The sequence below is a fragment of the Streptomyces africanus genome (assembly GCF_002150735.1).
Classification (GTDB): Bacteria; Actinomycetota; Actinomycetes; order Streptomycetales; family Streptomycetaceae; genus Streptomyces; species Streptomyces africanus.
In genome coordinates, this window is the sequence record NZ_MUKA01000261.1 from 1 (window position 1) to 11,919 (window position 11,919).

An 11,919-nucleotide genomic window follows, 5' to 3' on the forward strand; every position below is an offset into this window, starting at 1 on the left:
GGCGGCCGTGGCGACACCACCGCCGGCGCCCTGCACGAGCACGGAGTCGCCGGGCCGGACCCCCGCGTTGGTGAACAGCATCCGGTACGCGGTCAGCCAGGCCGTGGGCAGACAGGCGGCCTCCTCGAAGGAGAGCTCCTTGGGCTTGGGCAGGACGTTCCAGGTCGGCACGGCGACCTGCTCGGCGAAGGTGCCCTGGTAGCGCTCGGTGAGGATGGAACGGGGTTCCTTCGGACCGACCCCGTGCCCACTCTGTCCGATCACGGAGTGCAGGACGACCTCGTTGCCGTCCTCGTCGACGCCGGCGGCGTCACAGCCGAGGATCATCGGCAGCTTGTCCTCTGCGAGGCCGACGCCGCGCAGGGACCACAGGTCGTGATGGTTGAGGGAGGCGGCCTTGACCGTGACGGTGCTCCAGCCGGGTCGGACCTCGGGAGCCGGACGCTCTCCCAACTCCAGTCCGGCCAGTGGCTGGTCGCGGTCGATTCGGGCGGCGTAGACAGCGAACATGACCTTGACGATAGGTTCCGGACCGACGGTGCGGAACCACCGACCCCTGTGAGACACACCCTCTTGCCAGGCACTCGGCACGGGTGCTGAGGCCGGGTGCGCCCGCAGCCCGGCGGAGCGTGGTGCCGCCCCAGCGGCACGACTGCCCGCAGCCAAGGCGAGACGCGCCCGCACCCGCCGTCGGCGAGAAGGGGACGTGTCGGGGGGTGTCCGCCCGCAGCGGTTGGCGCGTCAACGGGGAGTCAGTCGGCGTCCAACCCCATCGCGCCGTTCCGAGGACGGACACCCCCCGACGCGGCCCCGACCCACCGCACCCCGGTAGGCGCTACGCGCACCCCCACCGAAGCAGCCACAGGCCGCCGCAGGCACCCGGCACCACCCGAACAGCCGCACCCAAAGAAACGACCCCGCCCGAACCCGGACGGGGCCACTCACATCACCGCGCAACGCGCCACCGCGTCACCGCCGAGCCACACCCTCGGCCCTGGCAGCCGCCGCCACCGCAGCAGTCACCGCCGGCGCGACCCGCTCGTCGAACGGCGACGGGATGACGTAGTCGGCCGCGAGATCGTCCCCGACCACACCCGCCAGCGCCTCCGCCGCAGCCAGCTTCATCCCCTCCGTGATCCGCGACGCCCGCACCTGCAAGGCACCCGCGAAGATCCCCGGAAACGCCAGCACGTTGTTGATCTGGTTCGGGAAGTCCGACCGCCCGGTGGCCACCACGGCCGCGTACTTGTGCGCGACCTCGGGGTGCACCTCAGGATTCGGATTCGCCATGGCGAACACGAACGCCCCGTCGGCCATGGACGCCACCGCGTCCTCCGGCACCGTCCCACCGGACACCCCGATGAACACATCGGCCCCGGCCAGCGCCGCCTCCAGCGACCCGCTGATACCCGCCTTGTTCGTGAACCCGGCCAGCTCCCGCTTCACCGGCGTCAGATCGTCCCTGTCCGCCGACACGACACCCTTGCGGTCGGCCACCGCAACATCCCCGACCCCGGCCTCGACCAGCATCTTCGCGATCGCGACACCCGCCGCACCGGCGCCGGAGATGACGGCCCGCAGCTCCCCCAGCGCCCGCTTGCTCAGCCGCGCAGCGTTCCGCAGGGCCGCCAGCGTCACCACCGCCGTACCGTGCTGGTCGTCGTGGAAGACGGGAATGTCCAGCGCGTCCTGGAGCTTCCGCTCGATCTCGAAGCACCGCGGCGCCGAGATGTCCTCCAGATTGACTCCGCCGAACGAGGGCGCGAGCCGCACCACCGTCTCGACGATCTCGTCGACGTCCGTGCAGTTCAGCGCGATCGGAACCGCGTCCACGCCGCCGAACTGCTTGAACAGAATCGCCTTGCCCTCCATCACCGGGAGGGAGGCCTCGGGCCCGATGTCACCGAGCCCCAGCACGGCCGTACCGTCCGTCACGACGGCCACGACCGACGACTTCCACGTGTAGTCGTGCACGAGCTCCGGCTGCTCCGCGATCGCGCTGCACACCTTCGCGACGCCGGGCGTGTACGCCAGGGACAGGTCGTCCTTGTCACGGACCGGCACCGTGGCCTGCACGGCCATCTTGCCGCCGCGATGGAGCGCGAACGCCGGATCGAAGGAATCGAGGGGCTCCGCACCGCCCTCGGGATCCGTATCGCCGGTCTTGCTCTCGCTGCGAGGATTGACGATCTCCGCTGCCACTTCGTTTTACCCCTTAAATCTTCATTGGTTTGAGGGTGGCCACTCCTGGTGAGGCGTGGGCGGGACCGCGTACGGCCATGGTCGTGCTGTGTACGTGATACGTACGGGCGCATACGCGATGGGCGCGCCGCACACGCGCCCTGAGCCCCGGATGAGGGGTGTAAAGAACCTTCATACCGGACGGACGGCGCCGACGACGAGTCCATAACGCGAAGGTCACACACAGGCGCCCTGACTCTTCGTCCAATATCGGGACAAGGTCTGGACAAACCCTCGACAACCGCTCACGCGTCGGCGAATCCTTCGGCCCCCGTATCGGATTCCCGGGATATACCGAAGATCTTCCTGCCGGAAGGAATGATTCCCGCAGAAGGTCCGGCCGTGATGTACCGGAGTGGTGCGGTTCGGGGGTCGCCCGTTATCCGATTTTGACATGGCTGGCCCCCAGAATGGCGCAGTCCGAATGGCAAGATGCCGTAATCACACGAGGTCGCGACACTCGAAGACGTGTGTTCTCGTCGACCCACGGCACTGCCGGCACCGTCGGCAGTCCAGGCACTGCCGGCACCGTCGGCAGGCCACGGCGCTGCCGGCACCGTCGACAGCGCTCAGCCCCATCGGCAACTCCACCCATCCGCCGGAGGAACCCACCATGACCGCAAGCTCCACCCGTCGTACGACCGCCGCGCACTCCCGGCTAGCAGTGGTCGGTGCGATCGCGGTCGCAGGCGCGCTGATGCTCACCGGATGCGGTGACCAGACCAAGGACACCGGGTCGGGCAACGAGACGAGCGCGGCCCCGCTCGCCGGCAAGCTGCCGCAGTCGATCCGTGACAAGGGTGTCATCAAGGTCGGTTCGGACATCGCGTACGCCCCGGTCGAGTTCAAGGACAGCTCCGGCAAGGTCGTGGGCATCGACCCCGACCTCGCCGCCGCCATGGGCAAGCAGCTCGGGGTCGACTTCCAGTTCGAGAACGGCACCTTCGACACGCTGATCACGGGTCTGCGCTCCAAGCGGTACGACATCGCCATGTCCGCGATGACCGACACCAAGGACCGCCAGGAGGGCATCGACTCCGACACCGGCAAGAAGGTCGGTGAGGGCGTCGACTTCGTCGACTACTTCACCGCCGGCGTCTCGATCTACACCAAGAAGGGCGACGACCAGGGCATCAAGACCTGGTCCGACCTGTGCGGCAAGAAGATCGTGGTGCAGCGCGGCACGGTCTCCGAGGACCTCGCCAAGGCGGAGTCGAAGAAGTGCCCGGCCGGCAAGAAGATCGCCATCGAGCCCTTCGACAACGACCAGCAGGCCCAGACCCGTCTGCGCGCGGGCGGCGCGGCCGCCGGCTCGTCCGACTTCCCGGTCGCCGCGTACGCCGTGAAGACCTCCGGTGGCGGCAAGGACTTCCAGCTGGTCGGCGAGCAGGTCGAGGCCGCTCCCTACGGCATCGCGGTCGCCAAGAACCAGACGCAGCTGCGGGACGCCCTCAAGGCCGCGCTGGACGCGCTCGTCAAGAACGGTGAGTACGAGAAGATCATGAAGAAGTGGGGCGTCACGGACGGCGCCATCAAGGAAGCCACCATCAACGGCGGCAAGTGACGCGACGCAGCGGCACTGAAAGGCAACACCCGTGACTGTTGACATCGACAAGACGTCGGGGCCGTCCGACACGCCCCCGGCCGGACCGGAGACCATCAAGGCCATCCCGGTCCGGCACTACGGGCGGTACGTTTCCGCCGTCATCGCCATCGCCCTGCTGGTCGGGGTCGTCTACGCGTTCTCCCAGGGCAAGATCAACTGGGGCGCGATCCCGGACTACTTCTTCGACGACCGGATCCTGGACGGCGTGGGCAAAACGCTCCTGCTGACCGTGCTGTCCATGGTGATCGGCATCGTCGGCGGCATCGTGCTCGCCGTGATGCGCCTGTCGAAGAACCCGGTGACCTCGTCGATCGCGTGGTTCTACATCTGGTTCTTCCGCGGCACCCCGGTGCTGGTGCAGCTGATCGTCTGGTTCAACCTGGGCCTGGTCTTCGAGTACATCAACCTCGGGCCGTTCTACAAGGACGAGTGGTCGGACTTCATGACCCCGTTCCTGACGGCGCTGCTGGGCCTCGGCCTCAACGAGGCCGCGTACATGGCGGAGATCTGCCGTGCCGGTCTGCTCTCGGTCGACGAGGGCCAGACGGAGGCGTCGCACGCGCTGGGCATGAGCCACTCCAAGACCCTGCGCCGGATCGTCATCCCCCAGGCGATGCGCGTGATCGTGCCGCCGACGGGCAACGAGGTCATCAACATGCTGAAGACGACCTCCCTGGTCTCGGTCGTCCAGTACCCCGAGCTGCTCCGCGCCGCCCAGGACATCGGCCAGACCTCCGGCGCCCCCGCCGAGATGCTGTTCCTGGCGGCGGCCTGGTACCTGCTGATGACCTCGGTCTTCAGCATCGGCCAGTACTACCTGGAGCGGTACTACGCGCGTGGTTCGAGCCGGTCGCTCCCGGCCACGCCGTTCCAGAAGGTCAAGGCCAACCTCCTGTCCCTGTCCAACCGCTCGAAGCCGACGGGAGGCACCGCATGAACGCGATGGTCAAGGCCGAAGGCGTCCACAAGAGTTTCGGCCCCCTCGAGGTCCTCCAGGGCATCGACCTGGAGGTGAAGTCCGGCGAGGTGTTCTGCCTCATCGGCCCCTCCGGCTCCGGCAAGTCGACCTTCCTCAGGTGCATCAACCACCTGGAGAAGATCAACGCCGGCCGCCTGTACGTGGACGGGGAGCTGGTGGGCTACCGCCAGAAGGGCGACAAGCTCTACGAGCTGAAGGACAGCGAGGTCGCCCGCAAGCGCCGGGACATCGGCATGGTCTTCCAGCGCTTCAACCTGTTCCCGCACATGACGGCCGTGGAGAACGTCATGGAGGCACCGGTCCAGGTCAAGGGCGTGAGCAGGAGCCAGGCCCGGCAGCGTGCCCTGGAGCTGCTGGACCGGGTGGGCCTGGCCGACAAGGCGGGCAGCTACCCCTCGCAGCTCTCCGGCGGCCAGCAGCAGCGCGTCGCCATCGCCCGGGCCCTCGCCATGGACCCGAAGCTGATGCTGTTCGACGAGCCGACCTCGGCGCTCGACCCGGAGCTGGTCGGTGACGTCCTGGACGTCATGCGCGACCTCGCCGAGTCGGGCATGACGATGATCGTCGTCACCCACGAGATGGGCTTCGCCCGTGAGGTGGGCGACAGCCTGGTCTTCATGGACGGCGGTGTGGTGGTCGAGTCCGGCCACCCGCGCGAGGTGCTGACCAACCCGCAGCACGAGCGGACGAAGTCGTTCCTGTCCAAGGTGCTCTGACGTCACCCACACCGAGGGGGCGGTACGGGAACTCCGTACCGCCCCCTTCGGCGTTCTGCTTCAGGTCGAGAACGCCGTCCCGCTCGGCCTGATCCATGCGAGCGTGTCGCTGCGCCTGCTCGGCGGCGTTGATCCGGGGCGTCGTCTCGTCGATCATGTGGTCCGCGTTCATGAAGACACCGCGCGGACCACTCCCGCGGCTGCCGACCCGCTCGTCGCCCTCGAAGGTGCCCCGGGCGATGGCGAGGGGGGCCGGGTCGAGGTCCACGCCGGTGCTGGTGGCCGCCGGGAACCGGGCGAGCAGCCGGGCGGTGTGTCCGCCATCGAACCCCTCCCTCGTAATACCCTGGAAGCACCATCAGCTGTTACAAGTGCGCGCTCACGACACTTAAGCCCCTCCGTAAGGACTACAAGTGGAACTGGCCTATTACTCGGACTACGCCGTGCGCCTCGTCAACACGGAGGAACCGGCCCGGGGCAAGGACACCCTGACGTCGGTCGAGGCGGTCCGCGAGCTGTTCGTCGACAACCAGTCGGCGGCCCGCCGCACCACCGACGCGGACGTCACCCGCTTCCGCTCGGTCCGGGCCCGGCTGCGCGCGGTCTTCGAGGCGGCCGACACGGGCGACGAGACGCTCGCCGTGGACCTGCTGAACTCACTGCTGCTGGAGTTCCCGGTGAGCCCGCAGATCTCCGGGCACGACGTCCGCGACGACGACGGCCGCCCCCTGTGGCACATGCACCTGGCGGACCACCCCTCCAACGCGACAGCGGGCTACGCGGCGATCGCGGCGATGGGCCTGGCGTTCCATCTGACCGAGTACGGCGTGGACCGGCTGGGCCTGTGCGAGGCCGCGCCCTGCCGCAACGCCTACCTGGACACCTCCACCAACCGCTCCCGGCGCTACTGCTCCGACCGCTGCGCGACCCGCGCCAACGTGGCGGCCTACCGCGCCCGCAAACGCCTCGAGGCGGCCCGGCCCGACCTGCCCGAGAGCACCGGCCTGGCGGCCGACAGCGCCCAGCCCAGCAGCGCCCAGGGCGAGCGCAGCCCGGGCCTGCGCGGCCGGTAGCGGAACCGGACCCGCCCCAGCACCAGGTCGTCGGGCACGACGCCGTAGTCGGTGCTGTCGCCGCCGGCGTACGAATTGTCCCCGAGCACCCACCAGCCGTTCTCGCGCCGCTGGGCGATCCGCTTGACGACCAGCAGGTCCTGCTGGAAGGGATGCCGCAGCACGACGACGTCACCGGGCTTGATCCGGGCTCCGTAGTGCACCAGGAGCCGGTCCCCGTGGTACAGCGTGGGCACCATGGACGGACCGGTCACCTCGGCCACCCCGAAGGGCGCGGCCGACCTCCCCCGCTCGGACTCCTGCGACAGCTCCGGCATCACCCGGCACCTCCCCGGTTCTTCGTCCACAGTCTCAGTCTCACCCTGGACTTTTGTCCTAAGCCCAAGGGGGCACTCGCGAAAACCGCTCCCCCACGGAGTAATGTCCCCTGTGAGAAGACGATCACGAGGAAGGAATGCTCCATGCTTTCCCGCCTGTTTGCCCCCAAGGTCAAGGTCAGCGCACACTGCGACCTTCCCTGCGGTGTGTACGACCCTGCCCAGGCCCGCATCGAGGCGGAGTCGGTGAAGGCCATCCAGGAGAAGATGGCCGGCAACGACGACCCGCACTTCCAGGCGCGTGCCACCACCATCAAGGAGCAGCGCGCGGAGCTCGCGAAGCACCACGTGTCCGTGCTGTGGAGCGACTACTTCAAGCCGCCGCACTTCGAGAAGTACCCCGAGCTGCACCAGCTGGTCAACGACACCCTCAAGGCTCTCTCCGCCGCCAAGGGTTCGACCGACCCGGCGACCGGCCAGAAGGCGCTGGACTACATCGCCCAGATCGACAAGATCTTCTGGGAGACCAAGAAGGCCTGAAGCCCATGGGCAGCCGAAGGGGCCCGGCCGGGAGAACCGGCCGGGCCCCTTCGTCGTGGGCCGTCGTGGGCGGCGGCCGGTGCCGGTCAGCGGATTTCCTCCGCGAGCCTGCGGCCGAGTCCCGCGCCGAGGATGCTGCCCGAAGCGACCTGGGTCGTGGACAGGGCGAAACCGAGGCCCGCGGACGCGATCACCCACAGGAGCGGTCCGGCGTGGTGGCCGAGCGCGCCGGCCGAGATCAGGGTGAGGGACGCGGTCGGTGAGCCGGTAGGCGAGGCAGGTGGCCGGCAGCGCGGCGACACCGGCCACGACCGGTGAGGCCACTGCCGACACCAGCACCTTCTCGACGACCTTGTCGGTGGCGCACGCCCTCTACGATCGCGCCCATGAGGATCGGCTGGACGTACGTCTTCATCGACCGCCCGCGGGAGACCTTCGCCGCCGCCTGCGACTTCTGGACGGCGGTCACGGACACCCGGCTGTCCGAACTGCGCGGAGAACACGACGAGTTCGTCACCCTGCTTCCCGACGGCGCCGACGCGTGCGTGAAGGTACAGGCGGTCGGGCCGCCTTCCGGCGGCGCGCACATCGACTTCTGTGTGGACGACGTACCGGAGTTCGCCGCCGCGGCGGTGCGGCTCGGCGCGAGCGTGGTGACCGGCCTCGGTTCACTCGTCGTACTGCGTTCACCCGGTGGGCAGTTGTTCTGCGCGGATCCCTGGCGCGGGCAGTCGTCACGCCCGGACGTGGTGCAGGGCAGCCGGCTCGACCAGGTGTGCGTGGACGTCGCACCCTCGGCCTTCGGCGCCGAAGTCGCCTTCTGGAGCGCGCTGCTCGCCGACTGGGAGTCGCTGCCGGGCACCCTCGCCGAGTTCCACGTGGTCAAGCCGCCGCCCGGTCTGCCGGTCCGTCTGCTCCTGCAACGCCTCGACGAGGAACGCCCGGCCTCCGCCCACCTCGACCTCGCCTGCGCGGACGTCGCGGCGACCCGGGCGCGGCACGAGGAGCTCGGAGCCGCCTTCGTGGCCGGCTTCTCCGGCTGGACCGTGATGCGTGACCCGGCGGGCGGCACGTACTGTCTGACGACCCGGGATCCGGTGACGGGCGGGCTGCGCGTCTAATCCACTTCGGCGTACGCGCACAGGACGGCCCCGCCGTCCTCGGGCGTCGGGCAGGGCGGCAGGTCCGGTGTCTCGTCGGGATTCGTCTGCTCCCAGACGTACGGTCCCCGAGGCTGAGTCGAGTCCTGCAGCCACAGCGTCAATCCACCGGCGACGGCCACGGCGAGCACCCACACGATCACAGCCCAGCGCCATACCCGGCGGCGCCGCTCCCCCGTCATGCCCATGCCTTCACGTTAGTCCCTCAACCGCGCTGCCCGCGCCATGAGGTAAAGCCGCTCGGGCAGGCTGAGGGTCTGCGCGGCCGCCGACTCGTAGGCGGCCCGGGCGGCTTGGGGATCGCCCGCGCGTTCCAGGAGGTGACCCCGTACGGCGTCCACGCGGTGCCCCTTCAACTCGCCTGCCGATGCCTCCAGTTCGGTCAGACCGGCATGCGGGCCGTGGACCATGGCGACGGCGACCGCGCGGTTGAGGCGTTCGACGGGTCCGGGGACCAGGCGGACGAGGACGTCGTACAGGCCCAGGATCTCGGCCCAGTCCGTCGCCTCGGGCGAGGGCGCCTCGTCGTGGACGGCGGCGATCGCGGCACGCAGCTGGTACGGCCCGGCACGCCCCCGGGACAGCGCCCCGGTGACCAGCGCGACGCCCTCCTCGATCGCTGCCCTGTCCCAGCGGCCCCGGTCCTGCTCGTCGAGGGGGATCAACTCGCCGTGCGGCCCGCTGCGCGCGTCCCGTCGGGCGTCGGTGAGCAGCATCAGCGCGAGCAGGCCGGCCACCTCGCAGTCGTCGGGGAGCAGCCGGTGGACCGTACGCGTCAGGCGTACGGCCTCGCCCGCGAGGTCACGGCGCTGGAGAGCGACTCCGGAGGTGGCCGTGTACCCCTCGTTGAAGATCAGGTAGAGGGTCTGGAGGACGGACGGCAGCCGCTCTTCCCAGCGCTCCGGGCGACCGAAGCGCACGCCCCGCACCTTCTGCTTGGCCCGGCTGATCCGCTGCGCCATCGTCGCCTCCGGCACCAGATACGCGCGGGCGATCTCCGCCGTGGTCAGACCGCCGACGGCGCGCAGCGTGAGGGCGATCTGGGCGGGTGGCGTCAGGTCCGGATGGCAGCACAGGAAGAGCAGCGAGAGCGTGTCGTCCTCGCGGGGAGCCCGCTCCCCGGGCGGCGGGGCGGTGAAGGCGTCGCGGGGCGTGAGCGCCGCCGCCCGCTCCTCGCGCTGCCGCCGGGCCTGCTCGCCGCGCAGGGCGTCGGTCAGCCGCCGCGAGGCGACTTTGATGAGCCAGCCGCGCGGATTGCCGGGTACGCCCGCCGAGGGCCACTGCCCGGCTGCCGCGAGCAGCGCCTCCTGTACGGCGTCCTCGGCGGCGTCGAAGTGCCCGTACCGCCTGACCAGCGCGCCGAGGACCTGCGGCGCGTCACGGCGCAGCAGGTCCTCGATCTCGGGTGTGCTCCTCACCGGCTCGCCCGTCGGCGTGTCCAGGCCCTCAGATGTCCCCGGAGCCGTCCATGATCGGACGGATCACGACCGGGTAGTCGGGGGCACCGGCCGGCTGGGGGCACCGGGCGACGCGCTCGGCGATCTCGGTGACCCGCTCCAGGCTCTCGCACTCCAGGACCCAGTAGCCGGCCAGCAGCTCCTTGGTCTCGCTGTACGGGCCGTCGGTGATCACCGCCTTGCCGTCGTCACCGAGCGTGACGTGCCGGGTCTGCGCCGGCTCGGCGAGGCCCTGCCCGTCGACGAATTCGCCCGTCTCGGAGAGGTCGTCGTTGATGGCTCCCATGTAGGCGAACATGGTCTGGAGCTCCTCCTGGCTCCACGCGGGGGAGTGCGCCGACGCCTTGCCGCGCATGGCGTCGTAGTCCGCCTGCGTGCCCTGCACCATGACCAGGTACTTCATCAGTCCGCTCCTTCGGCTCTCACCGCCCCGGTGGGCGGCTCTCACAGGGGACGTCGGAGCCGGGCCGGGATTCTCGACACGGACTCAGGAACTTTCCGCGACGGTTTCGCCGGGGGCGTCGTCGCGCGGGGCCGTCGCAGGCGGGGCGGTGTCCTCGGCGGACCGGGGCGGGTCGGCGGCCCGGGTCTCCTCGCCGGTCCGGCCGCCCTCGGCGTCTTCCGCTTCATAGGCCCCGCACGCGGGGTTGCGGCAGGGGCCCGCCACCCACACGGGGACCCACGCGCCCAGCGTCTTGTGGCGCCGGACTACCGTTTCCACCGGCTGTCCGCAGGTCGGACAGATGTGTCCTTCGCTGCCCATGTCCTCAGGGTAGGCCGGTCGGGGGTTCAGCGCTTCCTGCTGTACGTGCGCACCAGCAGCCCGTTGCCGAACGTGCGCACCGACTCGAGCGTGAAGTCCGAGATCGCGATTCCCGAGCCGAACATCGGCATGCCCGTGCCGTAGACGAGCGGGTAGGTCTTGATGACGAGCTCGTCGATCTCGTCGAGCAGTTCGCCCGCGACCTCGGAGCCGCCGCACAGGTAGATGCCGAACTCGCCGTCCTCGGCCTTCAGTTCGCGGACCTTTCCGACCAGGTCGTCCGCGATGATCTCGACGTTCGGGTCGGACGACTCCTTCAGGGTGCGGGAGGCGACGTATTCGCGCAGGTGGGCGTACGGGCTGGTGATGCCCTCCTTCAGGGCGAGTTCGTAGCTGCCGCGGCCCTGGATGACGGTGTCGAACCGCTTGTTCGGCAGGTCGTCGAAGCCGAGGGCGCGGCGGCCCTGCGTGGCCGCGGTCTCCGGATACTCCGCCTTCAGGAAGGCGAGGAACTCCTCGTCGATGAAGCGGAACATCGACGTCGCGTCGCCGTCCGGGTCTCCGATGAAGCCGTCGATCGAACAGGCGATGAAGTACGTGAGCTTTCGCAAGCCGGTCTCTTTTCGTAGGCTGCCACTGCAACGACTTCAGTTGTAGTACTCCTGGTGTAGTGGTTGCAAGGGGTTATCCGCGAACCGCGGAAAGTGGGAGAAAGGACTCCGCATGGTCAGCAATCCCGGGCGCCGGGCCGCGCTCGTCGACGCCGGTGTCGAGGTGCTCGCGCGCGAGGGAGCGCGCGGGCTCACGTTCCGCGCGGTGGACGCGGAGGCCGGCGTGCCCGTGGGCACGGCCTCCAACTACTTCACGGACCGCGGCGACCTGCTGCGCCAGATCGACACCCGGCTGCACGTACGGCTCGCGCCCGACCCCGACGTGGTCGCCGGGCTGATGACCCGCCCCAAGGACCGCTCACTGGTCACGGCCTTCATGGACGACCTGATGGCCCGCGCGACCCGCGACCGTACGGGCTATCTGGCCCTCATGGAACTGCGCCTGGAGGCCACCCG

Annotated in this window: 14 protein-coding genes and 3 pseudogenes; 7 read left to right on the forward strand and 10 right to left on the reverse strand. The window is 69.6% G+C overall.

Annotated elements, in window-relative coordinates; all coding sequences use genetic code 11:
- The coding region (locus CCL05_RS29445; RefSeq protein WP_341868285.1) for an alcohol dehydrogenase catalytic domain-containing protein at positions 1–510 on the reverse strand (510 nt) is incomplete at its 3' end.
- 459 nt (positions 511–969) lie between these two features.
- Positions 970–2,202, reverse strand: a complete 1,233-nt coding sequence (locus CCL05_RS29450; protein ID WP_086563686.1) for an NAD(P)-dependent malic enzyme — start codon at positions 2,200–2,202, stop codon at positions 970–972.
- A gap of 652 nt (positions 2,203–2,854) precedes the next feature.
- Between CCL05_RS29450 and CCL05_RS29460 the strand changes: the two genes are divergently transcribed.
- Genes CCL05_RS29460 through CCL05_RS29470 form a run of 3 tightly spaced genes read left to right on the forward strand, consistent with a single transcriptional unit; the run spans position 2,855 to position 5,542 of the window.
- Positions 2,855–3,805 (forward strand): ABC transporter substrate-binding protein, encoded by a 951-nt coding sequence (locus tag CCL05_RS29460; protein ID WP_086563687.1) that lies wholly within the window; start codon positions 2,855–2,857, stop codon positions 3,803–3,805.
- 31 nt (positions 3,806–3,836) lie between these two features.
- Positions 3,837–4,784, forward strand: coding sequence for an amino acid ABC transporter permease (locus CCL05_RS29465; protein WP_086563689.1), 948 nt, complete (start codon positions 3,837–3,839; stop codon positions 4,782–4,784).
- Entirely contained in the window at positions 4,781–5,542 is a 762-nt protein-coding gene (locus CCL05_RS29470; RefSeq protein WP_086563691.1) for an amino acid ABC transporter ATP-binding protein, read from the forward strand. Before CCL05_RS29465 ends, CCL05_RS29470 begins: the two co-directional genes overlap by 4 nt.
- Here the strand turns inward: CCL05_RS29470 and CCL05_RS47605 are convergent.
- Positions 5,442–5,864 (reverse strand): annotated as a pseudogene (locus CCL05_RS47605) (SAM-dependent methyltransferase); the annotation flags it as partial. The gene CCL05_RS29470 and the pseudogene CCL05_RS47605 sit on opposite strands and share 101 nt — an antisense overlap.
- A gap of 91 nt (positions 5,865–5,955) precedes the next feature.
- On the opposite strand from CCL05_RS47605, the gene CCL05_RS29480 reads away from it, so the two are divergent.
- Entirely contained in the window at positions 5,956–6,615 is a 660-nt protein-coding gene (locus tag CCL05_RS29480) for a CGNR zinc finger domain-containing protein (RefSeq protein ID WP_244204456.1), read from the forward strand.
- A 65-nt stretch (positions 6,616–6,680) separates the two neighbouring features.
- Here CCL05_RS29480 and sodX read toward each other — a convergent pair.
- Positions 6,681–6,932: pseudogene (gene sodX, locus CCL05_RS46500) on the reverse strand (nickel-type superoxide dismutase maturation protease); the annotation flags it as partial.
- Positions 6,933–7,076: 144 nt separating this feature from the next.
- Between sodX and sodN the strand changes: the two are divergent.
- A complete protein-coding gene (gene sodN / locus CCL05_RS29490) occupies positions 7,077–7,472 on the forward strand; it encodes a superoxide dismutase, Ni (protein WP_010040396.1) in 396 nt (131 codons plus the stop codon).
- Positions 7,473–7,570: 98 nt separating this feature from the next.
- Here the strand turns inward: sodN and CCL05_RS29495 are convergent.
- A pseudogene (locus CCL05_RS29495) lies at positions 7,571–7,829 on the reverse strand (inorganic phosphate transporter); the annotation flags it as partial.
- A 29-nt stretch (positions 7,830–7,858) separates the two neighbouring features.
- Between CCL05_RS29495 and CCL05_RS29500 the strand changes: the two are divergent.
- Complete coding sequence (locus CCL05_RS29500; protein ID WP_086563694.1) at positions 7,859–8,593, forward strand: VOC family protein; 735 nt, start codon at positions 7,859–7,861, stop codon at positions 8,591–8,593.
- On the opposite strand, the gene CCL05_RS29505 is transcribed toward CCL05_RS29500, so the two are convergent.
- The 5 genes from CCL05_RS29505 to CCL05_RS29525 all read right to left on the reverse strand — a co-directional run bounded on the left by CCL05_RS29505 (position 8,590) and on the right by CCL05_RS29525 (position 11,463).
- Positions 8,590–8,820 carry a hypothetical protein gene (locus tag CCL05_RS29505; protein WP_244204457.1) on the reverse strand — a complete coding sequence of 77 codons (231 nt, stop codon included), beginning with the start codon at positions 8,818–8,820 and terminating at the stop codon, positions 8,590–8,592. The two genes, CCL05_RS29500 and CCL05_RS29505, sit on opposite strands and share 4 nt — an antisense overlap.
- Before the next feature lie 9 nt (positions 8,821–8,829).
- Positions 8,830–10,050, reverse strand: a complete 1,221-nt coding sequence (locus CCL05_RS29510; protein WP_086563696.1) for an RNA polymerase sigma factor — start codon at positions 10,048–10,050, stop codon at positions 8,830–8,832.
- Positions 10,051–10,078: 28 nt separating this feature from the next.
- On the reverse strand, positions 10,079–10,492 hold the full coding sequence (locus CCL05_RS29515) for a YciI family protein (RefSeq protein ID WP_086563698.1): 414 nt from the start codon (positions 10,490–10,492) through the stop codon (positions 10,079–10,081).
- 84 nt (positions 10,493–10,576) lie between these two features.
- On the reverse strand, positions 10,577–10,852 hold the full coding sequence (locus tag CCL05_RS29520) for a hypothetical protein (RefSeq protein WP_086563700.1): 276 nt from the start codon (positions 10,850–10,852) through the stop codon (positions 10,577–10,579).
- 26 nt (positions 10,853–10,878) lie between these two features.
- Positions 10,879–11,463, reverse strand: a complete 585-nt coding sequence (locus tag CCL05_RS29525) for a dihydrofolate reductase family protein (protein WP_086563701.1) — start codon at positions 11,461–11,463, stop codon at positions 10,879–10,881.
- Between the two features lie 112 nt (positions 11,464–11,575).
- Between CCL05_RS29525 and CCL05_RS29530 the strand changes: the two genes are divergently transcribed.
- On the forward strand, positions 11,576–11,919 hold a 344-nt coding region (locus CCL05_RS29530), incomplete at its 3' end, for a TetR/AcrR family transcriptional regulator (RefSeq protein WP_143589963.1).